The sequence below is a fragment of the Candidatus Methylomirabilota bacterium genome (assembly GCA_035764725.1).
Lineage (GTDB): Bacteria > Methylomirabilota > Methylomirabilia > Rokubacteriales > CSP1-6 > DASRWT01.
In genome coordinates, this window is record DASTYT010000063.1 from 1 (window position 1) to 26,968 (window position 26,968).

Genomic DNA, 26,968 nt, shown 5'->3' on the forward strand with positions numbered 1-26,968 from the left:
ACCATTCGGAGATCGGGCTCTTCCCGGGCACCGAACTGGAGAACGCCTACTCCGGAAACGTCATCGACATCTGCCCGGTGGGGGCGCTCACCGATCGCGACTTCCGCTTCCAGGTCCGCGTCTGGTACCTCCAGACCACCAAGAGCCTCTGCAACGGCTGCGCGCGCGGCTGCAATGTCGAGATCCACACCAACCGGGAGCGCACCCATCACAACCAGGGCAAGCGGGTGGCCCGGCTCAAGCCGCGCTACAACGCCGAGGTCAACCAGTGGTGGATCTGTGACGCGGGCCGCTACGGCTTCCGGTGGATCGACGACGACGGCCGGCTCACCTCGCCGAGCGTGAAGGCCGATGGCCGGTTGGTGGAGACCACCTGGGAGGACGCGCTCGGCGTGCTCGCGGAGGCCCTCGACCGGTATCGTCCGGAGGAGATCGGCGTGCTCGCCTCGCCTCAGATGTCCAACGAGGACCTCTGGGCGCTCCGGCGACTGCTCGACAGCCTCGGCGTGGCCAACCGCGACTTCGCGGTGCCGCCCCGCGAGCCCGGCGAGGACGACAAGCTGCTGATCCGCGCCGACAAGAACCCCAACACTCGCGGCGCCGCGCTCCTGGGGCTCGGCCCTAGCGTGGGCGGACTCGATGCCGGCGGCATTCTGGACGCGGCTGCCCAGAAGAAGGTGAAGCTCCTCTGGGTGCTCCACCACGACCTCGTCGGCTCGGGCTTCGCCGCCTCGCGGGTGACCGCGGCCCTCGGGGGCGCCGAGCTGCTCGTGTTCCAGGGCACCAACGCCAGCCTCACCTCCGCGCGCGCGGGTCTGGTCCTCCCGTCCGCCGCCTACGCCGAGTACGACGGCACGTTCACGAACTTCCAGGGCCGCGTGCAGCGGTTCCGGACCGCGATAGCGCCGCTGGGCGAAGCGCTGCCCGACTGGCAGATCCTCGCGCGGCTGCGCGCGCGGGTGCCGCGTGTGGCGTCCGTCGGCGATCCCGCGCTGGTCGCCGAGCGCCCCGAGCAGGTCTTCACCGCGCTCGCCGCCGCCGTCCCCGCCTTCGCGGGCATGAGCTATCGCGGCCTCGGGGACACCGGCGAGCTGGTGAAGGCGTGAACCCGGCCGACCTCATGCAGGGGCTACCCGGCGACCTCATCGCCGCGGCGATTCCCGTCGCGTTCATCATGTTCGTGGTGTTGAACTTCGGCGGGTTGCTGACCTGGGTGGAGCGCAAGCAGTCGGCGATCATGCAGGACCGCATCGGCGCCAACCGCGCCTCCATCTTCGGCTTCCGCATCCTGGGGCTCCTCCACCCGCTCGCCGACGCCGTCAAGATGCTCACCAAGGAAGATTTCATGCCGGCGCGGGCGGACCGGCTGCTGTTCAAGCTCGCGCCGTTCGTGTCCGTGTTCTTCGCGCTGGCCGCCTTCGCCTCGATCCCCTTCGGCGACACCCTGCATCTCTTCGAGCGCGACATTCCGCTCCAGGCGGTGACGCTCAACGTCGGCATCCTCTACGTGCTCGCCATGCTGTCGCTGGGCATCTACGGCCTGATGATGGCGGGCTGGGCCTCCGCCAGCAACTACGCCCTCCTCGGCGGGCAGCGCGCCGCCGCCCTCATGATCTCGGCGGAGATCGCCATCGGCGCGTCGATCATGGGCGTGGTGATGGTGTACGGCTCGCTCGATCTCCAGGACATCGCCCGCGGCCAGGGCGAGCCGCTCCTGCCGCGCTTCTTCGGGGGCTGGATCCCCGCGTGGGGTATCCTCACCCAGCCCCTCGCCTTCATCCTGTTCATCACCGCGGGCATCGCCGCCACCAAGCGCATCCCCTTCGACACGCCGGAGGGTGAGTCCGAGATCATCGGCTACTTCGTGGAGTACAGCGGGATGAAGTTCGGCATGTTCGCGATGGCCGACTTCCTCGAGACGGTGGTGATCGCCGGGATGACCACCGCGCTGTTCCTCGGGGGCTGGCAGGTGCCGTATCTCCAGGCCAGCGGCTTCGTGTTTCCCTGGGGCGCGTCGGTGGCCCTGCCGCACCTCGCGGTGGTGGGCCTCCAGGTCGGCGCGTTCCTCTTCAAGGTGGTGGTGCTGATCTGGTTCCTCATGCTGATCCGCTGGACGCTGCCGCGGTTCCGCTACGACCAGGCGATGCGGCTGGGCTGGCTCGGCCTCTTCCCGCTCTCCATTCTCAACATCGTCCTGACCGCCATCGTGCTGCTCGCGCTGGGGAGATAGAGGGATGCCCACGCACTATCAGACGGGCGGCGCCGAGATGGATCCGCGCCACTCGAACAAGCTGTCGCTCCGTCAGCGCTTCTATGTGGTCGAGGTGCTGGTAGGACTGCGGCTCACCGGCGTGCGCTTCTTCTCGAACATGTGGCAGCACACTCTGCGCATGTTCGGGGTGAAGGGCGCGCGGGGCGCGGTCACCATCCAGTACCCAGACGAGCGCCGGCCGTACGCCGCGCGCCTACGCAGCCTGCACCGGCTCGTCCGGCGCGAGGACGGCTCCCCGCGCTGCGTCGCGTGCATGATGTGCGAGACGGTGTGCCCCGCCCACTGCATCTACATCGTGGCGAGCGAGCACCCCAACCCCGACATCGAGAAGGTGCCGCAGCGCTTCGACATCGACCTCGGCAAGTGTGTGTTCTGCGGCTTCTGCGTGGAGGCCTGCCCGGAGGACGCCATTCGCATGGACACTGGCATCCTCGAGTTCTCGTCGTTCAGCCGCGGCGGCATGATCTACGACAAGGAGACGCTGCTCGCCCTCGAGCCCGCGCATCCGGACGGGACGCCGACCTCTCCGGTGCCCATCCCGGCGGACCGGAGCATTTGATGCACTACGCCGGTTTCCTCCTCCTTGCCGTCATGGTCGGGGGCTCTGCCTTCGGCGTGATCCTCATGCGGAATCCCATCCACGCGGCTCTGCTCCTCACCGTGAACCTCGCCGGGGTGGCCGCGCTCTACCTCATGCTGCAGGCGCAGTTCCTCGCCCTGGTTCAGGTGATCGTGTACGCGGGCGCCATCGCGGTGCTCTTCGTCTTCGCGATCATGGTGCTGGTCCCGGGCAAGGAAGAGACCGGCCCCGATCCCCTGAGCGGGCAGCGCTGGCTCGCCGTGCCCCTCGCCGGTCTGCTCCTGCTGGAAACGCTGCTCGTTCTCCGGTCCACCGCGCTCCAGTCGCCGTCTCCCGCGGCCGCGCCCATGCCCAGCGGGGAGCCGCTCTACCACCTGCTCCTCACCGACTTCCTCTTTCCCTTCGAGGTCACCTCGCTGCTCCTGCTCACCGCGCTGGTGGGGGTCATCGCGATGACCAAGCGTAAGGTATCCTGATTCCATGGTCCCCGAGTCCTACTACGTGGCCCTGTCCGCCGGCCTGTTCGTGATCGGCGTGCTCGGCGTGCTGATCCGGCGCGACCCGCTCGTGATCTTCATGTCGATCGAGCTCATGCTCAACGCCGCGAACCTGGCGCTGGTGGCCTTCGGGCACCGTCACGGAACGGTGGACGGGCAGGTCCTCGCGCTGTTCGTGATGGCGGTGGCGGCGGCGGAAGTCGCGGTCGGCCTCGCGATCATCGTGGCGATCTTCCACCTCCGTCGCCGGCTCTCGGTGGACGAGCTCTCGGTGATGCGAGGCTAGGCAGCACGACGCGGGCCGGACAGTAAGGCCCGACGGGATTGTCCAGGAGGACGTGACTCATGGCCCAGGCGAAAACCATAGTGCTGGCGCCGCGGCTCGATGCCGAGCTCGCCCGGCGCCTCCTCTCGCAGATGGCGCTGATCCGGCGCTTCGAGGAGAAGGCCGCCGAGATGTACGCGCTGGGAAAGATCGGCGGGTTCCTCCACCTCTACATCGGCCAGGAGGCGGTGGCGGTGGGGGCGACCTCGACCATCCGGCCGGACGACTACGCGGTCTCGTCCTATCGTGAGCACGGGCATTGTCTGGCCAAGGGCTCGGACCCGCGGAAGGTGATGGCGGAGCTCTTCGGGCGCTCCGGCGGGCTGTCCAAGGGCAAGGGCGGCTCCATGCACCTCTTCGATAAGAGCGTGAACTTCCTGGGCGGCCACGGGATCGTGGGCGCGCACTTGCCCCTCGCCGCCGGCGCGGGCTTCGCCATCAAGTACCAGGGCGGGGACCAGGTCGTGCTGTGCTACTTCGGCGACGGCGCGGTCCCGGAGGGCGAGTTCCACGAGTCGATGAACCTCGCCGCACTGTGGAAGCTGCCCGTCGTTTTCCTCTGCGAGAACAACCGCTACGCGATGGGCACCGCCATCCACCGGGCGCTCGCCCAGACCGAGGTGTGGCGCTTCGCCGAGACCTACGGCATGCACGGCGAGGCGGTGGACGGCATGGACGTGCTCGCGGTGCGGGACTGCGTGGGCCGGGCGGTGGAGCGCGCGCGCAAGGACAAGGTCCCGGCGCTCATCGAGGCGCGCACCTACCGGTTCCGCGGCCACTCCATGCGCGATCCGGCCGGTGCGGTGTACCGGACCAAGGAAGAGGTGGAGCGCGAGAAGCAGCGCGACCCCATCACGGTCTTCACCGAGCGTTGCGTCAAGGACGGCGTCCTCGCGGATGCCGACGTAAAGGCGGTCGAGAAGGACGTGAACGATCTCGTGGACGAGGCGGTGGCGTTCGCCGAGGCGTCCCCCGAGCCGGGCCCGGAGGAGCTCTTCCGGGACGTCTACAAGGATTGACGCGATGGCGATCATGACGTACCGGGAGGCGCTGAACCAGGCCCTGCGCGAGGAGATGGACCGCGATCCCCGCGTGTTCGTGATGGGCGAGGAGGTGGGCCTCTACGACGGCGCCTACAAGGTGACCCAGGGGCTCCTCAAGGCCTACGGGGACAAGCGCATCATCGACACGCCGATCTGCGAGTCCGGCTTCACGGGGGTCGGCGTGGGCGCCGCGATGCTGGGCCTGCGTCCGGTGATCGAGATGATGACGTTCAACTTCTCCATCCTCGCCCTCGACCAGATCGTCAACTCGGCGGCGAAGATGTGCTACATGTCCGGCGGCCAGTACCCGATCCCGCTGGTGGTGCGGGGGCCCGGCGGCCCCGCCGCCCAGCTCGCGGCTCAGCACTCGCAGAGCATGGAGACGTACTTCTACCACGTGCCTGGGCTCAAGGTGGTCCGGCCCACGACGCCCGCCGACGCCAAGGGCCTGCTCAAGTCGGCCATCCGCGACGACAACCCGGTGATCTTCATCGAGGCGGAGACGCTCTACGCGGTGAAGGGTGAGGTGCCGGACGATCCCGACTTCACCATCCCCCTCGGCAAGGCCATCATCCGGCGCGAGGGCACCGACGTTACCGTGATCGCCTACATGGGCATGATGTATCGCGCCATGGAAGTCGCGGAAGAGCTCGCCAAGGAGGGCATCTCCTGCGAGCTGGTGGATCCGCGCACGCTCCGCCCGATGGACACCGACACCATCGTCTCGTCGGTCCGGAAGACGCATCGTGCCGTCGTGCTGGAGGCGGGCGCGGGCTTCGCCGGCATGGGCTCGGAGATCGCCTCCGAGATCACCGAGGAAGCCTTCGACGATCTCGACGCGCCGGTGGAGCGGGTGACCGGCGAGAACGCCCCGATGCCGTACGCGAAGAACCTAGAGCGCTTGAAGACTCCCTCCAAGGAGAAGATCGCCGACGCCATCCGGAAGGTCTGCTATCGATGATCACCAAGGTGGTGATGCCCAAGCTGTCCGACGCCATGGAGACCGGCAAGGTCATCAAGTGGCTCAAGCGCGAGGGCGACAACATCAAGGGCGGCGACATCATCGCGGAGATCGAGACCGACAAGGCCAACGTCGAGATCGAGGCCTTCGGCGCGGGCGTGCTGAGGAAGGTCATTGTGGACGAGGGCGGCCAGGTGCCGGTGGGCGACCTGATCGCGGTCATCGCCGACCCCGCCGAGAACATCGATTCGGTGCTCGCCGCCGCGCCGAAGGCCCCTGCCGCGCCCGCGGTGACCGGGGCGCCGCCCGATGTGGCCAAGCCCGCGGCCGCACCCACGCAGGGCGCGCCGGGGCCGGTGCCGGCCACCGAGACCTACAAGTCGGCGCCTGAAACCGGCAAGGTGGTGCCGATGACGCCCGAGTCCGGGCGCCCGCAGCCGGCGGCGCCGGCCGCCGCGGCGGCCGCGCCGACGGGCCCGCGCCTGGTGGCGTCCGTCCCCGCGCCGGGCGGACGGGTGAAGGCCTCGCCGCTCGCGAAAAAGATCGCCGCGCAGAGCGGCGTGGATCTTGCCGGGTTGCACGGCAGCGGGCCGGGCGGCCGCATCGTGCGCCGCGACGTCGAGGAGGCCCTCGCCGCGGGGCCGGCGCCGGCGGCCGCGCCCGCCGCCCGGGCCGCCGCGCCCGCGCGCGCCCCGTTCGTCGTCCCCGCGCGCAGCGACGCGGAGTACGAGGACGTGCCGCTCACGCCCATGCGCGCCACCATCGCCAAGCGCATGCCGCTGTCGAAGGGACCGGTGCCGCACTTCTACGTCACCTCCGAGGTGGCGATGGACCGGGCCGCCGAGCTGCGCACCGAGCTGAACGCCCTGGAGGGGAGCCCCAAGGTCTCGGTGAACGACCTCGTGATCCGAGCCTGCGCCCTCGCCCTCATGCGTCATCCCGGCGTCAATGCCACGCTGCAGGGCCAGGCCGTGCGCATGTACCATCGCGCCCACATCGGCCTCGCGGTGGCGCTGGAGGCGGGCCTCATCACCCCGGTACTGCGCGACTGCGACGTGAAGCCGCTGGTCCAGATCGCGGCGGAAGCGCGTGACCTCGCCGAGCGCGCGCGGGCGGGCAAGCTGCGGGCCTCGGAGCTGTCGGGGGCCACCTTCTCGATCTCGAACCTCGGCATGTTCGACGTGGAGGAGTTCTCCGCCATCATCAATCCGCCGGAGGGCGCGATTCTCGCGGTGGGCTCCATGCTCGAGAAGCCGGTGGTGGTGGACGGGGCCCTCGCGGTCGGCCGGCGCATGAAGATGACGATCTCCTGCGATCACCGGGTGATGGACGGCGCCATGGGCGCCCGCTTCCTCCAGGACGTCAAGCGCCTGCTCGAAGAGCCGCTCCGGCTGCTGGTGTAGTCCCATGGCCTCAACTCAGAAGTTCGACGTCGTCGTCGTCGGCACCGGCCCCGGCGGCTACGTCGCGGCGATCCGCGCCGCCCAGCTCGGCCTGAGCGTCGCCACCGTCGAGGACGACCGGCCCGGCGGTGTCTGCCTCAACTGGGGCTGCATCCCCACCAAGGCGCTGCTCCGCAACGCGGAAGTGGTCGGCCTCGTGTCCCGCGCCGAGGAGTACGGGATCACGGTGAAAGAGTGGAAGGCCGACTACGCCCAGGCCGTGCAGCGCTCGCGCAAAGTCGCCGACCGGATGGCGAAGGGCGTCGAGTTCCTCTTCCGCAAGAACAAGATCACGCTCTTCCCCGGCCGCGGCGTCCTCAAGGCCAAGAACGTCGTGGAGGTCACGGGCAAGGATGGCGCCCAGACCCTCGAGGCCGCTCGCGCGGTGATCCTCGCCACCGGCTCGGAGCCGAAGTCGCTACCCGGCGTCGCCATCGACGAGAAGACCGTGATCTCGTCCAACGGGGCGGTGCGGAACGAGAGCCGCCCCGCGACTCTGATCGTGATCGGGGCGGGGGCGGTGGGCATGGAGTTCGCCGACGTCTACGCGACCTACGGCACCCAAGTCACGGTGCTGGAGGCGCTGCCGCGCGTGCTGCCCGTCGAGGACGAGGAGTCGTCCGCTCAGATCGCGCGCCTCTTCGGCCGCCGCAGCATCACCATCCGCACCGCCGTGCGGGTGAAGTCGGTGACGCCGGGGGCGGGCGCGGTGACGCTGGACGTGGAAGCCGAGGGCAAGACGGAGACGCTGCGAGCCGAGCAGGTGCTGATGGCCGTCGGCCGCGCCGCGCGCATCAAAGACGTGGGGCTCGAGGCCCTGGGCGTCGCGATGGAGCGCGGCTTCGTCACCGTCGGGCCCACCTGCGAGACCTCGGTGAAGGGAGTCTACGCCATCGGCGACATGGCGGGCCGTCAGCTCCTCGCCCACAAAGCGATGGCCGAGGGTGTGGTGGCGGCGGAGGCCATCGCCGGGCGCACCCCGCGCCCGGTGGACTACGGCAACGTGCCGTCCTGCACGTACTGCCGGCCGCAGGTTGCCTCGATCGGCCTCTCGGAGTCGGCGGCGAAGGGGAACGGCCGTGAGGTCAGCGTCGGGAAGTTCCCGTTCACCGCGAACGGCAAGGCGGTCGCCCTCGGCGAGACGGACGGCTTCCTCAAGGTGGTGGCGGACAAGCGCACCGGCGAGATCCTGGGCGTGCACATCGTGGGTCCGGAGGCGACCGAGCTCATCCACGAGTTCGCGGTGGGCCGGACGCTCGAGGCCACGCTGGAGGAGCTGATCCACACCATCCACGCGCATCCCACCCTGTCCGAGGCCGCGCTGGAAGCGACGCTCGCCGCGCTGGGCCAGGCCATCCACATCTGATGGCCGTCGGGGTTTGATGGACTTCGAGCTGACGCCGGCGCAGCAGGGCCTGCGAGCGCGGGCGCGAGAGCTCGCCGATGGCGCGTTCCGGGAGCGCGCGGCGCGCTGGGACGCCGAGGAGTCCTATCCCTGGGACAACGTGAAGGACCTCGTGCGCGCGGGCTTCATGGGGATCACGATCCCCCGGGCCTACGGAGGCCCCGGGGGCTCCGTGCTCGACGTCCTGCTCGTCGTCGAGCAGGTGGCGCGCGTGTGCGGCGTCACCGCGAGAATCGTCGTGGAAGGCAGCCTCGGGGTGGTCGGCGCCCTCGCCGCCTACGGGACCGAGGCGCAGAAGCGCCGCTACTTCCCCTGGGTGCTGGAGGACGGCGAGAAGCCGGCCATCGCGATCACCGAGCCCGAGGCTGGGTCCGCCGCTACCGATCTCACCACACGGGCCGACGAGGCGCCGGAAGGCTGGACGCTGGGGGGCGAGAAGCGCTGGATCACGGGCGCCGGCACCTCGCGCCTCTACCTCGTGTACTGCCGGATGAGCGCCCGCGCGGGCGCGGAAGGCATCGGCGGGCTCCTCGTCGAGCGCGACACGGCCGGCTTCACCATCGGCGAGCGCGACCGCACGATGGGTCTGCGGGGGATCCCCGAGGGACGGCTTCACTTCGAGCGCTGTCGCGTGGGGCGCGAGCAGCTGCTCGTGGGGCCACCGGACGGTTTCAAGAAGCTCATGCGGGCCTACAACAGCCAGCGCCTGGGCGCAGCCACGGTGGCCCTGGGCCTGGCCCAGGGCGCCTACGAGCAGGCCCTCGCCTACGCGCAGGCGCGGCGCCAGTTCGGACGCCCCATCGCCGACTTCCAGGGCATCCGGTGGAAGCTCGCGGACATGGCGGTGGCGCTGGACGCCGCGCGCCTGCTCATCCACCGCGCCGCGTGCACCGAGGTGGATGGATTCCCCGACCCACTGGAGTCGGCGAAGGCCAAGACGTTCGCGGCCGAGATGGCCCAGACCGTCACCAATCAAGCGCTGCAGATCCACGGCGCCGCGGGCTACGGCCGCACGCTGCCGCTCGAGCGCATGGTCAGGGACGCGCGCATGTTCGCGATCGGCGGAGGCACCGTGGAGATGATGCGCAACCTGATCGCCGACCGGATCCTGCCCGGCAAGGCGGACTTCCGCCGCTAGCCGCGCGAGGGGGCGACTCATGGCCGAATTCCAGATCGAGGGCCGGGCGCGCACCAAGGGGCGCGTGCGGCCGGGTGGCAACAAGAACGCGGCGTTTCCGCTCCTGGCCGCCGCGCTGCTCACCGCTGCGCCGGTGACCTTGCGCAATCTCCCGGACATCGACGATGTGCGGACCATGCTTCGGATGATGGAGGGCATGGGCATCACTGTGAACCGCGCCGACCGGCACACCGTCACCGTGCGCGCGGGCAGCCTCCAGAGCACGCGGCCGGATCCCGAGCTGCTCAAGAAGATTCGGGGCGCGCTGGTCCTCATGGGGGCTCTCCTCGCGCGCGAGGGCCATGCCGAGCTCGGCCATTCCGGCGGTGACCAGATCGGCCGCCGGCGCGTGGACACGCACGTGCTGGGGCTGAGCGCTCTCGGCGCGGAGGTGCGGAGCGAGGCCGGCGTCCTGCACCTCGTCGCGCGCCGCCTCCGCGGCGCCGACATCCTGCTCGACGAGGCCAGCGTCACCGGCACCGAGAACGTGATCCTCGCCGCGGTACGGGCGGAGGGCGCTACCGTGCTGCGCAACGCGGCCTCCGAGCCCCATGTCCAGGACCTCTGCCACCTGCTCGTGGCGATGGGGGCGCGCATCGAGGGCATCGGCTCCAACGTGCTGACCATTCACGGCGGCGCGGCGCTCCACGGCGCCGACTTCACGCTCGGGCCGGACTTCATGGAGGTGGGGAGCTTCATCGTGCTCGCGGCGGTGACCGATGGCGAGGTCCTCATCGAGGGCGTGCGCCGTGAGGACCTCCGTATGGCGCTGAACGTGTTCGGGCGCCTCGGCATCGCCACCGAGTATCGCGGGGACGATCTCTTCGTGTCGGGCGCGCGCCCGCTGGTGATACAGACCGACCTGGGGGAGGCCATCCCTAAGGTCGACGACGGGCCCTGGCCCGCGTTTCCCGCCGACCTCATGAGCGTCGCCCTGGTCGCCGCCACCCAGGCGGAAGGCGCCGTGCTCTTCCACGAGAAGATGTACGAGAGCCGGCTCTTCTTCGTGGACCGGCTGATCGGCATGGGCGCGCGCATCGTGCTCTGCGACCCGCACCGCGCGCTCATCCACGGGCCGGCCCGGCTGCGGGGGGAGCCCGGCGGCATTCCGAGTCCCGACATCCGCGCCGGTATCGCGCTCCTCATCGCCGCCCTCTGCGCCGACGGCCCCACCATCATCCGCAGCATCGAGCAGATCGACCGCGGTTACGAGGACATCGAGACCAAGCTCCAGGCCCTCGGGGCTCGGATCACCCGCCGCGGGTGATCCGGACCGAATAGCCTCACCAGTCGAAATCGACCGCCCACCGGCGTCGTAGAGGGTGAGGCGGCGGGAGCACCCGCCCCCAGGAAAGGGGAATCCATGAAGTACATCCTTCTCATCCACGGCAACGAGCAGGCCCTGGCCCGCCGCAGCGAGGCCGAGATCAAGCAGGTGGTCGGCCAGCACATGAAGGTGGCACAGGATCTCCGCGCGGCCGGCAAGATGGTGGCCAGCGAGCGGCTGCGCCCGCAGGCCGAGGCGACCAGGATCCGCGTGAAGGCGGGCCAACCCCAGCTCACCGACGGGCCCTTCGCCGAGACCAAGGAAGTGATCGGGGGCTTCTACCTGATCGATTGCCCCTCGAAGGAGGAGGCGATTCAGTGGGCGTCGAAGCTTCCCATCGTGGAGGAGGGCTTCATCGAAGTCCGTCCCGTCTGGGAGATGTAGCGACGGCCCTCGGCGGCGCCGGGTACCTCGTCGAGCACGTCTTCCGGGGCGAGTATGGCCGGCTCGTCGCCTCGGTCGCGCGCATGCTCGGCGACCTCGACGCCGCCGAGGAGACGGTGCAGGAGGCCCTGGCGGCGGCCCTCGTGCGCTGGCCCGCCGACGGCCTGCCCGACAATCCCGGCGCCTGGCTCATGACGGTGGCGCGCAACCGCGCGCGGGACCAGCTTCGTCGGCGCCGCCGGGACGCGAGGAAGGTCGAGGCCCTCGCGCACGAGCCGGAGCTCGCGACGGACGAGCCGGACGAGGCGGACGAGCCCGCGGCCATCGCCGACGACCGGCTGCGTCTCATCTTCACGTGCTGTCATCCCGCCCTGGCGCCGGAGAGCCAGGTCGCGCTCACCCTGCGCCTCGTCGGCGGGCTCTCGACCGGTGAGATCGCACGCGCCTTCCTTCTGTCCGAGCCGACCATCGCCCAGCGGATCGTGCGGGCCAAGCGGCTGATCCGGGACCGGGCCCTGCCCTACGCGGTGCCCGAGCCGGCCGAGCTGCCCGCCCGCCTCGCCTCCGTGCTCGCGGTGATCTATCTCGTCTTCAACGAGGGCCACACCGCGCGCGAGGGGGACCGGCTGTTGCGCGAGGAGGTGTGCGACGAGGCCCTGCGCCTCGGCGCCATGCTCCTCGAGCTGATGCCCGGCGATCCCGAGGTGCTCGGGCTCCTCGCCCTCATGGAGTTGACGGCGGCGCGCGCCCCCGCGCGCACGGACGTACGCGGCGACGTGGTGCTCCTCGCCGATCAGGACCGCGCGCGGTGGGACACATCGCGCGTCGCGCGCGGGTTGGCTCTGCTCGAGCGCGCGGGCCCGCTCGAGGAGGCCGGGCCGTATCGCCTGCAGGCCGCCATCGCCGCGTGCCACGGGCGCGCGCCGAGCTGGACGGCCACGGACTGGCCCGCGATCGCCCGGCTGTACGCTCGGCTCGAGGCGCTCACGCCGTCGCCGGTGATCGCGCTGAACCGCGCCATCGCGGTGAGCATGGCCGAGGGGCCCGCGGCGGCCCTCGCACTGCTCGACGCCCTCGATGGCCCGGTCCTCGCGGGCTATCAGCATCTGCCCGCGGCCCGCGGCGACTGCCTGCGCCGGCTCGGGCGCTGGGCCGAGGCGGCCGCGGCCTACCGCCGCGCGCGGGAGCTCACGCGCAACCGGCGCGAGCAGGCCTTCTTCGACGCGCGGGTCGCCGAGTGTGACGCCGCGGGCGCCCCCCGCCGGTCACGTCAGTGAGGGTCGTGCAGCCAGGGCAGGTGGAAGAGGAGGGTGTAGCCGTTGATGGTGAGGGTGGTGCCGATGAGGGCGAGGACGAGGCTGAAGTAGAACACCGGACGTGACTTGGAGAGGATCGACACCGAAGACATCACGATGGCGATCTGCAGGAACACGTCGGCGAGGTCGAAGTAGGGGTCGCGGGTGGCGTTCTTGTCCCGGACGCCCTCCAGCCTCTTGGCGTCCTGCTCGATGTCCTTCTTCTCGGCCGCGTAGCGCTTCTCTTCCTCGTCGAATCTCTTGCCGAGGGCCTCGAGCTTCTCCCGGGCGTCCGGCCGCAGCGCCCCGCCCTTCTCGAGGAGGTCTGCCTCCAGCCGGAGCCTCTGCGCGCGGTAGAGATGCTCGCGCAGCACCTTGGCCTGGTAGAACGCCCACTGGTCGGAGGACTTTTGCTGGGCGAGGAGCATCTCCTTGGTGGCGTTGTTACCGCCCATCGAGGAGATGGAGAGGATGACGGCGAAGACGGCGGTCACGAGCGCGACGCGCCGGCCGAACCGGTCTTCGCCGCGCTCGTGGAGCTCTTCGGGGTTCGGAACCTCGACCTCCGCCATCCGCGGCTAGAGGCCGGGCCGCCCCTGCGATATCTCGTCGCGCATCGCCGCGCGCCCGGCCTCGAAGGCGGAGATGAGGCGGTTGGACTGCTCCTCGAGATACTCGCGGCCCCGCTCGAAGAGGTCGCCGGCCTTCTCGCGCGCGTCGCCCGCGTGCGCCTTCGCGCGATTCAAGATCTGGCCGCTGTGCTCGGCGAGCAGCTCGCGCGTCTCCGCTCCCGTCTTCGGAGCGAGGAGCAGAGCCGCGGCCGCGCCCGCCACCGCGCCGAGGAAGAACCAGCCGAGGTAGCCCGCCGCGTCCATCCCGTTCCGCTCATTTGCCATGTTCGTGCCCTCCCTTCGAGCCGCGTCAGCCTTCGCGGCTCTTGAGCCGTGAGACGAATACGCCCAGTCCGCGTCGTAGCCCGCCCGCGAGGCCCACGACCTGGCCCACCCGCGAGATGCCCGACACCACGGCGACCAGCCGTGCGACACCGGTGGTGATGTCATCGAGGCGTCGGATCACCACGCCGAGGCGGTCCAGCTCGACCGTCACCTGATGCGACAGGACCCTGAACTCCTCGGTCAGGGCGCCGAGCTGGGCGGCCATGGGACGGATCTCGCGCTCCACCAGATGTAGCACGCCTTCGACCCGCATGAGCACGCGGCGGAGCGACACGAGCGTCATGACCAACGCCACCGTGACCGCCACCGCGCACAGGACCAGGACGGCCACCGCCAGCGGGCCCATAGGCCGGTGAGTATGGCAAGCAGGGGTAGGGAAGTCAACCGCCTCGCCCGTGAAGGCCTCGTGTTCATTGACTTTCCCGCCGGTGCCTTTCTATACTGCAGGAGCCGCGACACGGCACATCGTCTGAGCTGGAGGTGCCCACGCCCTTGCCACTCGAAGACCGCTTCGCGGAGCTCCGCCGCCGCAATCAAGCTGCCGATCTGGGCGGGGGCGCCGACCGCATCGAGCGGCAGCATCGCGCCGGGAAGAAGACCGCGCGCGAGCGGCTGGAGCTCCTCCTCGACAAGGGCAGCTTCGCCGAGATGGACAAGCTGGTCGTCCACCAGAGCTACGACTTCGGCATGGACGCCCAGCGAATCCCCGGCGACGGCGTGGTGGTGGGCTCGGGGCGCATGCACGGCCGGCCCGTCTTCGTGTTCGCCCAGGACTTCACCGTGTTCGGCGGCTCGCTCTCCGAGGCGTACGCGCGGAAGATCTGCAAGATCATGGATCTCGCGCTGAAGACCGGCGTGCCCATCATCGGCCTCAACGACTCGGGGGGCGCGCGCATCCAGGAGGGCGTGGTGTCGCTGGCGGGCTACGCGGACATCTTCCTGCGCAACACGTTGGCCTCCGGCGTGGTGCCGCAGATCTCGGCCATCCTGGGGCCGTGCGCGGGCGGCGCGGTGTACTCGCCCGCCATCACCGACTTCGTCTTCATGGTGAAGGAATCCTCGTACATGTTCGTGACCGGTCCCGATGTGATCAAGGCGGTCACCCACGAGGAGGTGTCCTTCGAGCAGCTCGGCGGCGCCAGCACCCACGGCGCGACGTCCGGCGTGGCCCACTTCGCCGCCGAGAGCGAGGACGAGTGCCTGGCCCTGATCCGCGAGCTGATGACGTTCCTCCCCCAGAACAATCTCGAGGATCCGCCCGTCCGCATGACGCTCGATCTCGCCGACCGGGTAGACGAGGAGCTGCAGACGGCGGTGCCCGATCAGCCGAACAAGCCCTACGACATCAAGGCGATCATCGGCACCGTGCTCGATGACCGGTACTTCTTCGAGGTGCAGGCGGACTACGCGCCGAACCTCGTGATCGGCTTCGGCCGTCTCAACGGCCGGCCCGTCGGCATCGTGGCCAATCAGCCCGCGCACCTCGCCGGCTGCCTCGACATCAGCGCGTCGCTCAAGGGCGCACGCTTCGTCCGCTTCTGCGACTGCTTCAACATCCCTCTCATCACCTTCGAGGATGTTCCCGGCTTCCTGCCCGGCACCGCCCAGGAGTACGGCGGCATCATCAAGCACGGGGCCAAGCTCTTGTTCGCCTACTGCGAGGCGACGGTACCCAAGCTCACGGTGATCACGCGCAAGGCGTACGGCGGAGCGTACTGCGTCATGTCCTCCAAGCACATCCGCGGCGACGCGAACTTTGCCTATCCCACCGCGGAGATCGCGGTGATGGGCCCCGACGGCGCCGTCAACATCCTCTACAAGCGCGAGATGGACGGGGCGGCCGACCCCGCCGCGTTGAAGGACGAGAAGACGCGGGAGTACCGCGAGAAGTTCGCCAATCCCTTCGTGGCGGCGGAGCGCGGCTACGTGGACGAGGTGATCGAGCCGCGGGACACGCGGCGGCGCCTCATCCAGGCCCTCGAGGTGCTTCACACCAAGCGCGACAGCAATCCCCCGAAGAAGCACGGGAACATTCCCCTGTGACCCTCACGCCCGGCGACGACGCGAAAGCCATGGACGAGGCGCAGGCCGCGTGGGAGGCGCGCCTGCTCAAGCCCGGGCTCGCCAAGGGCGAGCGCAAGAGCCTCTTCGCCACGTCCGGCGGCGCGCCCATCGCGCCTCTCTACACGCCGGCCGACGTGCGTGGCGAGGACTACCTGCGCGACCAGGGCTTCCCCGGCCAACCGCCCTTTACCCGAGGGGTGCAACCCACGATGTATCGCGGGCGGCTCTGGACGATGCGGCAGTATGCGGGCTTCGGCTCGGCCGCGGAGACCAACCGGCGCTACCGCTACCTCCTCGCGCAGGGGCAGACCGGGCTCAGCGTGGCCTTCGACCTCCCCACGCAGATGGGCTACGACGCCGACGACGCGATGGCGCGCAGCGAGGTGGGGAAGGTGGGCGTGGCCATCTCCGCGCTACCCGACATGCTGGATCTCTTCGAGGGGATCCCGCTCGATCGCGTGTCCACGTCGATGACGATCAACGCGACGGCCTCGATCCTCCTCTGCCTCTACATCGCGGTGGGCGAGCGCCAGGGGGTCGCGTCCGAGCGCCTGTCCGGCACCGTGCAGAACGACATCCTTAAGGAGTACATCGCGCGGGGGACGTACATCTATCCGCCGGCGCCCTCCCTGCGACTGATCACCGACATGTTTGCGTTCTGCCGTGAGCAGGTGCCGCGCTGGAACAGCATCTCGATCTCGGGTTACCACGTGCGCGAGGCCGGCTGCACCGCGGCCCAGGAGATCGCCTTCACGCTTGCGAACGGCATCGCCTATGTCAACGCGGCGGTCGAGGCGGGGCTCAAGGTCGACGAGTTCGCGCCTCAGTTGTCGTTCTTCTTCAACGCCCACAACGGCCTCCTCGAGGAGGTCGCCAAGTTCCGCGCGGCGCGGCGGCTCTGGGCCCGGCTCATGCGCGAGCGGTTCGGCGCCGCCGATCCCCGCTCGCTCGCCCTGCGCTTCCACGCGCAGACCGCGGGGAGTATGCTCACCGCCCAGCAGCCCCAGAACAACATCGTCCGCGTGGCCATCCAGGCCCTCGCCGCGGTGCTGGGCGGCTGCCAGTCCCTCCACACCAACTCGATGGACGAGGCGCTCTCGCTCCCCAGCGAGGATGCGGTGCGGATCGCCCTGCGCACCCAGCAGATTCTCGCGCACGAGTCCGGCGTGGCCGACACCATCGATCCGCTGGGCGGCTCCTACGCCGTGGAGCGGCTGACCCGCCTCCTCGAGGAGGAGGCGGAGACCTACATCGCGAAGATCGACGGGCTGGGCGGCGCCGTGCACGCCATCTCGTTCATGCAGCGCGAGATCCAGGAGGCGGCCTACCGCTACCAGCAAGAGGTGGAGTCGAAGGCGCGCGTGGTGGTGGGCGTGAACGAGTTCGTGATCGACGAGCCGCCGCCCGGCGACCTCTTCCAGGTCGACCCGGCGATGGCGGCGGCCATGGGCGAGCGGCTCGCTGCCCTTCGCAAGCGCCGGGACGCCGGGAAGGCCGGCGCGGCCCTGGAGGCCATCGACCGCGCCGCGCGCGGGCGTGACAACCTGGTGCCGCTCATTCTCGACGCGGTCCGTGCCGAAGTCACCCTCGGCGAGATCTGCGCCACGCTGCGCGGGGTCTTCGGCGCGCATCAGCCGTCGGTGGTCTTTTAGATGCGGGGCGTCTTTTTCGGTTCACCATCAGCGGGGGCCCAGAAATGGCCCCCGCTCTCCCCCAGTACGCGGACACTAGTGGGGACGCTGTTGATCTGCGTGCTGGTTCTCGTGGGGGTGGTGGGGGAGGCGGGGCAGGCGGACCAGGTCGGCGCCACCTTCGGCTTCCTCGTGCAGGACGTGATCAACGCCTTCCCGCCCGTGGAAGGCCTCGTGGTCAGCGTGGACGGCGACCGCGTCTACCTCGACCTCGCCGCCAAGGACGGGGTGCAGCGCGGCCAGGAGTTCACCCTGTTCCGCAAGGGGGACGAGTTCCGCCACCCCATCAGCGGCAAGGTCCTCGGCCGCTTCGAGGACATTCTCGGCTACGCGCAGATCCAGCGAGTCGAGGGCCGCTTCTCCGAGGCCCTCTACATCCCGATCCCCGGCCAGCCGAAGGTCGAGGCGGAGGACGGCGCCCGCATCACGCGCGGCCGCATTCGCGTGGCGGTGGCGCCCCCGCTCGACCTCACCAAAGGGCAGAACGACCTCCGACGGGTGCCGTTCATGCTCGCGCTGGGTCTCGACCAGACCAAGCGCTTCCAGTCGGTGGATCCCGGGGTGGTCCAGGAGCTGTTCCTGAATCAGCGCGCCCGGGCTGAGGAGCTCCTGGTGCGCCCCGAGCGCGCGGTCACACTGGGCAAATCCCTCGACATCTCGGGATGGCTCGTGCCCGTGCTTCTCGATCGCCGCGGCGTCACCTATCTGGACATCACGTGGATCTCGGCGGTCACCGGGAAGCCCCTCTTCTCCAGGCGTCAGGCTCTCACCCGCACCCAGGGGTCCGCCGAGCAGCGGTTCCCCTGGGAGCCACTTCCGGAAGACTAGCGGGCTCGATCTGCTATGATTTGCGGGTCATGCGCGGCCTGAACGTCTGTGGTCTCGTCGTGGCCCTCGCGGCGGCCGCGATTCTCACGAGCGGGTGCAACACCTTCCTCAACGTCATCGGGTACCCCAGCGCCGGCGACCCGAGCGTGGAGCTCAAGAGCGCCGAGCCCAAGTGGCTCCTCATCAAGAACCCGCGCTTCGGCGACGTGCCGAGCGAGCCCGAGTACGTGTGGGTGGAAGAAGACAAGATGCCGACCACGCTGAAGTCGCTCGTGTTCGGCAAGTCGACGCTGCTCGCGCCTCCCGAGGTCGTATCGAAGTACGGCCAGCCGCCGGGCGGCGGCCGGATCAGCCCGAAGCAGAAGGTGCCGTACCAGACCGCGGCGCCTTCGCCGGCGCCGGCGGGCAAGGCTCCCGGGCCCACCGCGGCCGTCCCGCCGGTGACGCAGACCGACGCCGCGCCGATCACCGTGGCGGCGATGCCGCCGCCCACCCGTGGCTACGTCGTCTTCGTCGACACCACGCGCATCGTCATCGACCTCACCGCGCGCGACGGCGTCAAGCCGGGCAGCGTGGTGAGCCTTCGCCGCGACAAGATTCCCATCGTGCATCCCATGACCGGTGAGCTCCTGGGCGAGCTGGACGAGGAAGTGGCGACGGGCAAGGTCACCGAGGTGCGTGACAAGTTCTCGGTGGTGGAAGTCCAGAGCGCCAGCGAGGGCGCGCAGATCAAGATCCGCGACCGGGTCCTCCTCCGTTGAGCCCGCCCGCGCCCCGCCCCGGCGTGAAACCACCCACCGCCCTCGAGACGCTGCTGAAGGAGCGTGTCGCGCTCATGATCGGCGGCGAGCTCGCCGCCATCGAGGCCGAGATCAGCCACGAGATCCACTCGCCCGTGGACCTCATCCGCGAGATGGGCGAGTTCATCGCGGGGGCCGGCGGCAAGCGGCTGCGGCCCATCCTGCTCCTCATGGCGGCCCGCCTGGCCGGCTACCAGGGCCCGCGCGCGGTGCGACTCGGCTGCGTGGTCGAGCTGCTCCACACCGCGACCCTCATCCACGACGACGTGGTCGATCAGGCCCCCCTCCGGCGCGGCCGGCCGTCCGCGAACGCGCGGTGGGGCGACGACGCCTCCGTGCTCGTCGGCGATCACCTCTACTCCAAGTCCTTCGCCATGATGGTGCGCGACGGCGATCCCGGGGTGCTGGACACCCTCGCCCGGGCGACCGTGTCCATGACCGAGGCCGAGGTGTTCCAGCTCGAGCGCAAGCGGAGCGGGACTACCACCGAGGCGGACTATCTGCGGATCATCACGCAGAAGACCGCGTCCTTCATCTCGGCATGCTGCCGGATCGGCGGACTTCTCGCCCGGCCCAGCCCCGAGCGCCTGGACGCCTTGACCCGCTACGGGCTCGACATCGGGATCGCCTTCCAGATCAGCGACGACTCCCTGGACTTCGTGGCCGACGAGGCCCGGCTGGGCAAGGCCATCGGGGCCGACCTGCGTGAGGGCAAGCGGACCCTGCCCCTCATCGCCACGCTGGACCGCGCCAGCGCGGGGGAGCGCGAGCGGATCCAGGGAATCCTCAAGCGACCACACCCGGAGAGCGCGGACATCGAGGAGATCCGGCGTCTGGTGGAGAAGCACGAGGGCGTGGAGTACGCCCTGTCCCGCGCCCACGCCTATGCCCAGACGGCCAAGTCGGACCTGGCGCCGTTCGCGGACTCCGAGGACAAGGAGACCCTGCTCCTCATCGCCGACTTCGTGGTGGACCGCGACCGGTAACCGGCGGGTGATGGCCCGCCGGCGCCCAGCCGGCCTAGGACTTGGCCTTCGACTTGGTCTTGGGCGACGAGGAAGGACTCTTGCCGCCGTCGCTCGACGAGCTCGACCCCGAGCCCCCGCCGTTGGACGCGCCTTTGGCGGAATCGCTGCTCGAGCTGCCGGAAGTCGACGAGGAACTCGAATCCCCCGTGCTAGACTGGGCGCCGGTTGATGACGACGACTCGGATTTCATCGCTTTTTTCCGCGACTCCGAGGGGTAGTCGGTGACGTACCAGCCGCCGCCCTTCAGGATGAACGGAGCCGCAGCGAGCAGGCGGCGCACGGGTCCGCCGCACTTGTCACAGACGGTGAGCGGCGGCTCCGAAATCCGCTGCCGGACCTCGAAGACTCGCTTGCAATCACCGCATTCGTACTCGTAAGTAGGCACATTTCACAAGTACATGGTGATCGAGACCGTGTCAAGAATCGGTGCCTTGGCCCTCACCGCCGTGCTCGTGATCACCGCCGGACTCGCGGGCGGCTGCGCCACGGGCAAGGAAGAGCAGGTCCGCAAGATCCAGGCTCGCAACGCCTATGACCAGGCGGGAGCCAATATCCGTGAGGGGCGGATCTCCCTCGGGCTGGCGTCCCTCCAGGAGGCCGTGGAGCTCGACCCGGACAATGCGGTGTACCGGAACGCGCTGGGCGTCGCCCAGCTTCAGCTTCGCCGCTGGCCAGAAGCCCAGGCCTCCTTCGAGCAGGCCATCTCGATCGAGCCCACCTATGCGGAGGCCTACCACAATCTCGGGCTCGCCTACGCCTCCCAGAACCAGCTCGACAAGGCCATCGCCAGCTATCGCAAGGCCCTGACCTTCCCGACCTACCCGAGCCCGGAGTTGGCCTATCACAACCTCGGCGAGGCCTACCTCCGCCAGGGCAAGCTGAAGGAGGCCGAGGAGTCCCTCCGCCAGGCCATCCAGCTCGCGCCCAAGGGGCAGTTCTCCCATTATTTGCTTGGGGTTGTGCTGGCCGAGGCCGGCCGGAGGGACGAGGCCCGGGCGGCCTTCAGGCAGGCCCGGGACATCGACCCCGCCTCCTCCGTCGGCAAGCTGACGGTCGAGGCCCTGAAGACCCTTGGGGAGGGCGGTTAGCAGGGTCCCCAACATGGGGTAGTTCGGGCATATTTCCTTGACCCTGACAGACCAATCGCGGTAAAAAGGTCGCTGTTGCAGAAGCCTCCGCAGCCCCCCTGTCTGCCCAGGGGGCACCCGTGGTTCAGAAGGGTGGGAGCGGCTGTTTCGGAGTGGTGTAGCACCGTGGTTGCGTGTCGCCGGCATGCGAAGCACTGGGCAACGGATTCTCGGAAGCACGAGAAGCCAACCACCACTGAGGAGAGGTACATGAAGAAATTGCTGATTCTCACGCTTGCCGTGGCGGCCCTACTGGGCACCATGGCGCCAGGGGCCTTCGCGCAGGCGCCGCCTGCCGCGCCGCCCCTGACGTTCAACATCAATGGCTTCCTCGACACGATCACGTCGGCGAGCCATAACCTGCGCGACCTGAACTTCACGCGCCCGGGTGACAAGGAGTGGTACGCGCGCAACCGCGGCCGCTTCAACATCGAGGGTCGGGCCGGTACCGCCGTCGTCGTATGGGGTATCGAGATCGACTCGACCTGGGGCCAGGTGAGCGCTACGGACAACAACCTGGCCGGTCAGGTGGCCGGCACCAACCAGCAGCGCGCCGGCGCCACCTCGGGCTTCGACCTGAACACCGACACCCAGGGCAGCGTCGAGACCAAGTGGCTGTTCGGTGAGTTCGACATGCCGCTGATGCCGTTCGCCACGCGGGTTCGCGTGGGTGCCCAGCCGTATTCGGTCACCTACAAGATCTGCGCGCTGGCGTGCTCGGACTTCGCGGGTGTCAACCTGGACACCAAGTGGTCCCCGAACGTGACCTCGCACATCACCTTCGCTCAGATCGAGGAAAACCTCCAGGGTCCGAGCACGGGCGGTAGCGGTCTCACCGGCTTCAACCGCGGTGACGACTTCGCCGCGATCTTCAGCGTCGAGATCAGCCCGTTCAAGGGCCTCGACCTCCGTCCGATCTATGCGCTGGCCTGGCTCCAGGGCAATACGTCGTCCGCCGCCCGCGCGACGGTCAGCGGCGGCGCCGTGGGCAACGGCCTCGGCACCACGACGTTCGCGGCCCGCCTCGCGGGTGCTGGTGGATCGCAGAACCCCGCGGTCGCCGCTCCGACGAACGAGGAGTGGCGGCACACGATCGGTCTCGACGCGCGGTGGCGCACCGGCGCCTTCTCGCTCGAGCCGACGCTCTTCTATCAGTTCGGTACGCGTGACACGGACGATCCGTTCGGTGGCCCGAGCCACCTGACCCGGGAGGCCGACATCTCCGCGCTGCTGTTCGACGTGCGGGGCGGCTACCGCCTGGGCCCCCTTCTCCTGGAAGCCCGGTACATGTACACCACGGGTAACCGGCCGAAGGATCAGCTGACGCACAACGTGAACTACTACCAGCCGATCACGGGTGACACGGGCTGGTGGTCCGATGGGTGGGGTAATATCTTCGCCCTCGGTATCGACTACTTCAACGGTGCCTTCCGTACCCTCGGCACCAACATCGGTCTCGATCGCTATGGCCGCCAGCAGTTCGGCTTCAAGGCGACCTATAGCGTGACGCCGCAGCTGGACTTCTACGTCCTCGGAAGCCCGATGTGGACGGCCAAGAAGATCGACACCGACGGGGTCTTCAGCCCGACGGTGATCGGCTGTAACCCTGCGGATGGTTGTAAGGGTGACAGCGCCTATGTCGGCACCGAGGCCAACCTCGGCATGACCTGGCGCTTCGCTCCGGGTCTGACGTTTGATCTGGTGGGCGCCTACCTGTTCGCGGGGAACGCGCTCGACACCACGGAAATCATCGGCGGTGTGGCTACGAAGCGTGACGCCAAGGACGTGTACACCGGCGCCGCGCGGCTCCGGATCGCGTTCTAGCACGTAACCAAGCTCGATCAGCACAGCGGGGCATGGGGCGGCAGACCCCATGCCCCGTTTTTTCTTCTGTCCAGATAGGTTGCCTGCCTTCGGAGGCAGCGCTATAGTGTCCGGGTGGTGCGCCGTTTCCTGACGGGTCTCGCCCTTGCGCTCCTGCTTGGGCCCCTCGCCCTCGCCCTCGCTCAACCGAAGTCTGGCCCGAGCGACGCGCAGGCGCCGGGCCCCGCGGGCCCCACCGTTCCTGCCACCGTCCTGGCCGATCAGCTGGTGGACCTCTTCCCCAAGGTCGAGGGCGATGTCCTGGAGGTACAGGGCGACACGGTAATCCTGAGCGCCGGACGCAAGGACGGGATCCGGCCAGGGCTCGAGATGGGGCTGTTCCGCGAGGGGCGGGAGATCAAGCACCCCAAGACGGGACAGGTGCTGGGGAAGACCGAGGAGAACCTCGGGCGGGTCACCGTCACGCAGGTGCAGGAGCAGTTCTCGCAGGGCACGATTCCCGGCGGGAGCGACGTCAAGGTCGGTGACCGGTTTCGCCTCTCCGGGGGCAAGATTCGCATCGTCCTGCTGCCCCTGTCGGGCGGCGCGCGCGACACCCTCGTCGAAGCCGCCACCCAGGACCTCGTGGAGCGCCTCAACGCCTCCGGCCGATTCACCGTGAGCATGGGCGACCCCATCAACCTCTACCTCACCGAGCAGGGCATCAAGCAGGAGGACTTCCTCGCCGGGCGTGGGGTCAAGGAGGCGGCGCAGCGCTACAAGTTCGAGAACCTCCTCGTGCTCCAGTTCAAGCGGGTGCAGAACCGGCCCTTCATGGAAGCGCGCTTCTTCTCGATGCCCTCGTCGGAGCCGCTGGTGTCGAGCTCGGCGTTCGTCCCGGCCTCGGTGCGGACGCTGGCCGAACGAGATCGCTTCTCTTCGGCGACCAAGGATACCAACCGGCCCCAGGCCAAGCCGCGCTCGCTGCTGTCGCGGCTCCTCGGCGGCGATCTCGAGGCGGGCTCCTACTCGACGGGGGAGAATTCGATCCCCCTCAAGGAGGTGGCGCGGCTGGGCTTCGCGGTCGTGGCCATGGACATCGCGGTCCAGCCCAAGGACAAGATCCCGCGTGTGGTCGTGAGCGACGGGGACCGCGTCTACCAGTACAAGATCGTCAACTACAAGGTCGAGCCGGAGTGGAGCTTCTCCACGCGGACCCTGGGGCGGGTGTTCTCGCTGCAGCTCGCCGACCTCGACGGCGACGGGGTCTTCGAGGTGGTCGGGAACCGCTTCCACGTCAAGGCCGGGCTCAACTCGTTCATCCTCAACCTTGGCAAGGACGGGAAGCCCAAGTTCCTCGTCGACACCGTGGAGAGCTTCCTCTTCGCGGTCGACACCAAGGGCGAGGGCGTCAAGCAGACGCTGTGGGCCCAGCGGTACAGCCCGGACAACTTCTTCACGCCCGGCCAGGCCGACGAGGTCGTGGTGCGGAAGGGCAACCTCGACGTCGTGAGGTCGGTGAGGGTGCCCTCGGCGTTCCGGCCCATGGGCGCCGCCTTCTCGAACATCGCCGGCAAGGACACGCGGGCCCTCGCCATGGTTGACGAGAGCCACCGGCTGCGCATCGCCCTCGACGGCGAGGAGGTCTGGCGCTCGGCCACCTCGGTGGGGGGTGGTTACACCAAGCTCGAGCTGGTGATTCCGCGCGGTCGTCAGGGCGACCTCACGAAGTTCTACAAGATCGAGCCGACCCCCCTCGCGGTGGATCTCGACGGCGACGGCATCGATGAGCTCGTGGTCCCCCAGAACATCGTGAAGGAAGGGCTGCTCGCGATCACGTTCAAGGGGCCGGCCGGCTATCGCTTGCAGAGCATCGAGACGGGCTTCGAGGGTGGGATCACCTGCCTGGGCGCGTTCCGTACCGAGGATTCGGTGCAGCCCACGCTCGTGGCGACGGTGGTCCGCTTCAACAACTTCCTGAACATCTCGGGCGAGACGCAGATCATCATGTCCGTTCCCCAGGAGTAGCCGCCTGATCCTTCCGTATCGGGGCGTCCTGCCCATGCTGCACCCGTCCGCCTTCGTGGAAGATTCCGCCCAGGTCATCGGCAACGTGGAGATCGGCGAGGAGTCCAGCATCTGGTTCACGTCCGTGCTCCGCGGTGACGTGGGGACGATCCGCGTGGGCCGGGGCACCAATATTCAGGACGGCACCATCGTCCACATCAACCGGCGCGGCACCCCCGCCATCATCGAGGACTACGTCACGGTCGGGCATGCGGCGCGGCTGCACGGCTGCCACATCAAGTCGAATTGCCTGATCGGCATCGGGGCCATCGTGCTGGACGGCGCCGTGCTCGAGGAGGAGTGCCTGGTCGCCGCGGGCGCGGTGGTGTCCCCAGGCACGCTCGCCCCCCGCGGCAGCGTGCTGATGGGTGCGCCGGCGCGCGTGAAGCGCCAGGCGACCGCCGCGGACCTGGACCTCATCTACCGGTCCGCGAAGAGCTACATCGAGCTCAGCCGGGACTATCTGGCCGCACGGGCGGAACGTTAGCGGTGGCGAGCAAGGTCAGCACGACTCCGCCGCGCGGCATGCGCGATCTCTTGCCCGCGGAGGTCGAGCTGCGCGACGCCGCCACCCGAGAGATCCTCGCGGTGTATCGCGCCTTCGGCTACCGGCGAATCGAGACGCCGGCCCTCGAGAGCCTGCGCCTGCTCGTGGGCAGCGACGGAGGCGAGAACGAGAAGCTCATCTTCAAGGTGCTCAAGCGCGGGGAGGATCTGGAGGGGGCGCTCCGTGCGGGGGGCGAGCTGGCCGAGCACGGGCTTCGCTTCGACTTGACGGTGCCGCTGGCCCGCTACTACGCGGAGAACCATGCCCGGCTGCCCGATCCCCTCAAGGCGATCCAGATCGGTCCGGTGTGGCGCGCCGAGCGCCCCCAGAAGGGGCGCTTCCGTCAGTTCACCCAGTGCGACATCGACGTCCTGGGCGTGGCGTCGGGAGTGGCCGAGGTCGAGCTCATCCTCGCCACTGCGGAGGCGCTCACCCGGCTCGGGCTCGCCGATCTCACCGTACGGGTCAACGACCGGCGCCTCCTCGGGGCGATCGCGCGCCACTGTGGCTTCCCCGAGTCGGCCCAGGGCGGGTTCTTCATCGCGTTCGACAAGCTGGACAAGATCGGGCCGGAAGGGGTGCTGAGCGAGCTGCGAGGGGATGGCGCCGACTCCGCCGCGGTCGAGCGCTTCGAGCGTCTGCTCCCGACCCTGCAGAAGGGCGGGCTCTCCCTCGACGCGCTTCCCGCCCTCCTCGGGCCGGACGCCGCGGCGGCGGGAGTCGCGTTCGAGTCGCTCGCCGGGATACTCCGGACCGTCAACCAGGCGATGCCGACGGGCGCGCGCGCCGAGTTCGACCCCACGCTGGTCCGCGGCATGGGCTACTACACGGGCACGATCTTCGAGGCCACGTCGCCCGCCTATCCATCGGCCATCGCGGGGGGCGGGCGCTACGACAAGATGATAGGGCGAATGATCAACAGAGATGTCCCGGCCTGCGGCTTCTCGATCGGGTTCGAGCGCCTGATCGGGATCCTGTCCGAGCGCGCGCAGGCGCCCGGGGCGCCGGCGACGGCGGGAGCAGGCGCGCGCCGGGTTGCCTTCCTCGTCGACGAGCACGGCGACCTGACCCCCGCGCTCGCCGCGTCGCGCGCCCTCCGGACCGGCGGCGACCTGGTCTCGCTCGAGGTCAAGCGCAAGAACCTCGGCAAGCAGCTCGAGACGCTGGCCACTCACGGCTTTACCGCCTACGCGACCTGCGAGGCGGGCGGTGCCCCCACCGTGAAGCCGCTCACGCGACGGGGACGGGACTGATGCATCGGTATCGCACGCACACCTGCGGCGAGCTCCGGACCACGGACGTGGGCCAGCGCGCGCGCCTGTCCGGGTGGGTGCACCGCAATCGCGACC

27 protein-coding genes are annotated in these 26,968 nt (G+C 69.3%); 24 read left to right on the forward strand and 3 right to left on the reverse strand.

Translation table 11 applies throughout. The features are described 5' to 3' along the window. The 13 genes from VFX14_11335 to VFX14_11395 form a co-directional block, all read left to right on the forward strand. Positions 1-1,106, forward strand: a 1,106-nt coding sequence (locus VFX14_11335) for a molybdopterin-dependent oxidoreductase (GenBank protein ID HEU5190273.1), incomplete at its 5' end; no start/stop codon positions are given. Beyond that, the gene (locus VFX14_11340) at positions 1,103-2,230 is read left to right on the forward strand and encodes a complex I subunit 1 family protein (GenBank protein HEU5190274.1); all 1,128 of its coding nucleotides are present in this window, start codon (positions 1,103-1,105) and stop codon (positions 2,228-2,230) included. The genes VFX14_11335 and VFX14_11340, both read left to right, overlap by 4 nt. A 4-nt stretch (positions 2,231-2,234) precedes the next feature. Continuing rightward, entirely contained in the window at positions 2,235-2,831 is a 597-nt protein-coding gene (locus VFX14_11345; GenBank protein HEU5190275.1) for an NADH-quinone oxidoreductase subunit I, read from the forward strand. After that, a complete protein-coding gene (locus VFX14_11350) occupies positions 2,831-3,328 on the forward strand; it encodes an NADH-quinone oxidoreductase subunit J (GenBank protein ID HEU5190276.1) in 498 nt (165 codons plus the stop codon). The genes VFX14_11345 and VFX14_11350 overlap by 1 nt, the downstream gene beginning before the upstream one ends. A 4-nt stretch (positions 3,329-3,332) precedes the next feature. Beyond that, a complete protein-coding gene (gene nuoK / locus VFX14_11355) occupies positions 3,333-3,635 on the forward strand; it encodes an NADH-quinone oxidoreductase subunit NuoK (GenBank protein ID HEU5190277.1) in 303 nt (100 codons plus the stop codon). Between the two features lie 59 nt (positions 3,636-3,694). Continuing rightward, positions 3,695-4,693, forward strand: a complete 999-nt coding sequence (pdhA, locus tag VFX14_11360; GenBank protein HEU5190278.1) for a pyruvate dehydrogenase (acetyl-transferring) E1 component subunit alpha — start codon at positions 3,695-3,697, stop codon at positions 4,691-4,693. 4 nt (positions 4,694-4,697) lie between these two features. Next, positions 4,698-5,678 (forward strand): pyruvate dehydrogenase complex E1 component subunit beta, encoded by a 981-nt coding sequence (locus VFX14_11365; GenBank protein ID HEU5190279.1) that lies wholly within the window; start codon positions 4,698-4,700, stop codon positions 5,676-5,678. Continuing rightward, entirely contained in the window at positions 5,675-7,081 is a 1,407-nt protein-coding gene (locus VFX14_11370; GenBank protein HEU5190280.1) for a dihydrolipoamide acetyltransferase family protein, read from the forward strand. The genes VFX14_11365 and VFX14_11370 overlap by 4 nt, the downstream gene beginning before the upstream one ends. A 4-nt stretch (positions 7,082-7,085) precedes the next feature. Next, complete coding sequence (gene lpdA, locus VFX14_11375) at positions 7,086-8,486, forward strand: dihydrolipoyl dehydrogenase (protein HEU5190281.1); 1,401 nt, start codon at positions 7,086-7,088, stop codon at positions 8,484-8,486. A gap of 16 nt (positions 8,487-8,502) precedes the next feature. Then, entirely contained in the window at positions 8,503-9,663 is a 1,161-nt protein-coding gene (locus VFX14_11380; protein HEU5190282.1) for an acyl-CoA dehydrogenase family protein, read from the forward strand. A gap of 19 nt (positions 9,664-9,682) precedes the next feature. Next, the gene (gene murA, locus VFX14_11385) at positions 9,683-10,969 is read left to right on the forward strand and encodes a UDP-N-acetylglucosamine 1-carboxyvinyltransferase (protein HEU5190283.1); all 1,287 of its coding nucleotides are present in this window, start codon (positions 9,683-9,685) and stop codon (positions 10,967-10,969) included. 96 nt (positions 10,970-11,065) lie between these two features. Further along, positions 11,066-11,413 (forward strand): YciI family protein, encoded by a 348-nt coding sequence (locus tag VFX14_11390; protein ID HEU5190284.1) that lies wholly within the window; start codon positions 11,066-11,068, stop codon positions 11,411-11,413. After that, the gene (locus VFX14_11395; protein ID HEU5190285.1) at positions 11,401-12,690 is read left to right on the forward strand and encodes a sigma-70 family RNA polymerase sigma factor; all 1,290 of its coding nucleotides are present in this window, start codon (positions 11,401-11,403) and stop codon (positions 12,688-12,690) included. Before VFX14_11390 ends, VFX14_11395 begins: the two co-directional genes overlap by 13 nt. Here the strand turns inward: VFX14_11395 and VFX14_11400 are convergent. Genes VFX14_11400 through VFX14_11410 form a run of 3 tightly spaced genes read right to left on the reverse strand, consistent with a single transcriptional unit; the run spans position 12,684 to position 14,010 of the window. After that, the gene (locus VFX14_11400; GenBank protein ID HEU5190286.1) at positions 12,684-13,280 is read right to left on the reverse strand and encodes a DUF4337 domain-containing protein; all 597 of its coding nucleotides are present in this window, start codon (positions 13,278-13,280) and stop codon (positions 12,684-12,686) included. The genes VFX14_11395 and VFX14_11400 overlap by 7 nt on opposite strands. Before the next feature lie 6 nt (positions 13,281-13,286). Beyond that, positions 13,287-13,604: a YtxH domain-containing protein gene (locus VFX14_11405; protein HEU5190287.1), complete on the reverse strand. Its 318-nt coding sequence runs from the start codon at positions 13,602-13,604 to the stop codon at positions 13,287-13,289. A gap of 25 nt (positions 13,605-13,629) precedes the next feature. Next, a complete protein-coding gene (locus VFX14_11410) occupies positions 13,630-14,010 on the reverse strand; it encodes a hypothetical protein (protein ID HEU5190288.1) in 381 nt (126 codons plus the stop codon). 146 nt (positions 14,011-14,156) lie between these two features. Here VFX14_11410 and VFX14_11415 point away from each other — a divergent pair, with 146 nt between their 5' ends. From VFX14_11415 to hisS, 11 genes are all read left to right on the forward strand, one after another. After that, positions 14,157-15,707, forward strand: a complete 1,551-nt coding sequence (locus VFX14_11415; GenBank protein HEU5190289.1) for an acyl-CoA carboxylase subunit beta — start codon at positions 14,157-14,159, stop codon at positions 15,705-15,707. A 29-nt stretch (positions 15,708-15,736) separates the two neighbouring features. Continuing rightward, positions 15,737-17,380, forward strand: a complete 1,644-nt coding sequence (locus tag VFX14_11420; protein HEU5190290.1) for a methylmalonyl-CoA mutase family protein — start codon at positions 15,737-15,739, stop codon at positions 17,378-17,380. Positions 17,381-17,458: 78 nt separating this feature from the next. Further along, positions 17,459-18,247, forward strand: a complete 789-nt coding sequence (locus tag VFX14_11425; GenBank protein ID HEU5190291.1) for a hypothetical protein — start codon at positions 17,459-17,461, stop codon at positions 18,245-18,247. Between the two features lie 29 nt (positions 18,248-18,276). Further along, positions 18,277-19,008 (forward strand): hypothetical protein, encoded by a 732-nt coding sequence (locus VFX14_11430; protein HEU5190292.1) that lies wholly within the window; start codon positions 18,277-18,279, stop codon positions 19,006-19,008. Positions 19,009-19,031: 23 nt separating this feature from the next. Continuing rightward, complete coding sequence (locus tag VFX14_11435; GenBank protein HEU5190293.1) at positions 19,032-20,033, forward strand: polyprenyl synthetase family protein; 1,002 nt, start codon at positions 19,032-19,034, stop codon at positions 20,031-20,033. Positions 20,034-20,074: 41 nt separating this feature from the next. Further along, the gene (locus VFX14_11440) at positions 20,075-20,293 is read left to right on the forward strand and encodes a hypothetical protein (GenBank protein ID HEU5190294.1); all 219 of its coding nucleotides are present in this window, start codon (positions 20,075-20,077) and stop codon (positions 20,291-20,293) included. A 213-nt stretch (positions 20,294-20,506) separates the two neighbouring features. Next, positions 20,507-21,163, forward strand: a complete 657-nt coding sequence (locus VFX14_11445) for a tetratricopeptide repeat protein (protein ID HEU5190295.1) — start codon at positions 20,507-20,509, stop codon at positions 21,161-21,163. Positions 21,164-21,412: 249 nt separating this feature from the next. Further along, positions 21,413-23,026, forward strand: coding sequence for a hypothetical protein (locus tag VFX14_11450; GenBank protein HEU5190296.1), 1,614 nt, complete (start codon positions 21,413-21,415; stop codon positions 23,024-23,026). A gap of 117 nt (positions 23,027-23,143) precedes the next feature. After that, positions 23,144-25,033: a hypothetical protein gene (locus VFX14_11455; GenBank protein HEU5190297.1), complete on the forward strand. Its 1,890-nt coding sequence runs from the start codon at positions 23,144-23,146 to the stop codon at positions 25,031-25,033. 34 nt (positions 25,034-25,067) lie between these two features. Continuing rightward, positions 25,068-25,559: a gamma carbonic anhydrase family protein gene (locus VFX14_11460; GenBank protein HEU5190298.1), complete on the forward strand. Its 492-nt coding sequence runs from the start codon at positions 25,068-25,070 to the stop codon at positions 25,557-25,559. A gap of 2 nt (positions 25,560-25,561) precedes the next feature. Beyond that, positions 25,562-26,872 (forward strand): histidine--tRNA ligase, encoded by a 1,311-nt coding sequence (hisS, locus tag VFX14_11465; protein HEU5190299.1) that lies wholly within the window; start codon positions 25,562-25,564, stop codon positions 26,870-26,872. Positions 26,873-26,968: the final 96 nt, after the last annotated feature.

Excerpts from the sequence above, each read along its gene's own strand:
- VFX14_11370 (HEU5190280.1), top strand. The coding sequence starts at position 5,675 with ATGATCACCAAGGTGGTGATGCCCAAGCTGTCCGACGCCATGGAGACC.
- nuoK (HEU5190277.1), top strand. The coding sequence starts at position 3,333 with ATGGTCCCCGAGTCCTACTACGTGGCCCTGTCCGCCGGCCTGTTCGTG.
- VFX14_11430 (HEU5190292.1), top strand. The coding sequence starts at position 18,277 with ATGCGCGGCCTGAACGTCTGTGGTCTCGTCGTGGCCCTCGCGGCGGCC.
- VFX14_11460 (HEU5190298.1), top strand. The coding sequence starts at position 25,068 with ATGCTGCACCCGTCCGCCTTCGTGGAAGATTCCGCCCAGGTCATCGGC.
- VFX14_11390 (HEU5190284.1), top strand. The coding sequence starts at position 11,066 with ATGAAGTACATCCTTCTCATCCACGGCAACGAGCAGGCCCTGGCCCGC.
- VFX14_11405 (HEU5190287.1), bottom strand. The coding sequence starts at position 13,604 with ATGGCAAATGAGCGGAACGGGATGGACGCGGCGGGCTACCTCGGCTGG.
- VFX14_11420 (HEU5190290.1), top strand. The coding sequence starts at position 15,737 with ATGGACGAGGCGCAGGCCGCGTGGGAGGCGCGCCTGCTCAAGCCCGGG.
- murA (HEU5190283.1), top strand. The coding sequence starts at position 9,683 with ATGGCCGAATTCCAGATCGAGGGCCGGGCGCGCACCAAGGGGCGCGTG.
- pdhA (HEU5190278.1), top strand. The coding sequence starts at position 3,695 with ATGGCCCAGGCGAAAACCATAGTGCTGGCGCCGCGGCTCGATGCCGAG.
- VFX14_11410 (HEU5190288.1), bottom strand. The coding sequence starts at position 14,010 with ATGGGCCCGCTGGCGGTGGCCGTCCTGGTCCTGTGCGCGGTGGCGGTC.
- lpdA (HEU5190281.1), top strand. The coding sequence starts at position 7,086 with ATGGCCTCAACTCAGAAGTTCGACGTCGTCGTCGTCGGCACCGGCCCC.
- VFX14_11380 (HEU5190282.1), top strand. The coding sequence starts at position 8,503 with ATGGACTTCGAGCTGACGCCGGCGCAGCAGGGCCTGCGAGCGCGGGCG.
- VFX14_11350 (HEU5190276.1), top strand. The coding sequence starts at position 2,831 with ATGCACTACGCCGGTTTCCTCCTCCTTGCCGTCATGGTCGGGGGCTCT.
- VFX14_11365 (HEU5190279.1), top strand. The coding sequence starts at position 4,698 with ATGGCGATCATGACGTACCGGGAGGCGCTGAACCAGGCCCTGCGCGAG.
- VFX14_11450 (HEU5190296.1), top strand. The coding sequence starts at position 21,413 with ATGAAGAAATTGCTGATTCTCACGCTTGCCGTGGCGGCCCTACTGGGC.
- VFX14_11400 (HEU5190286.1), bottom strand. The coding sequence starts at position 13,280 with ATGGCGGAGGTCGAGGTTCCGAACCCCGAAGAGCTCCACGAGCGCGGC.
- VFX14_11345 (HEU5190275.1), top strand. The coding sequence starts at position 2,235 with ATGCCCACGCACTATCAGACGGGCGGCGCCGAGATGGATCCGCGCCAC.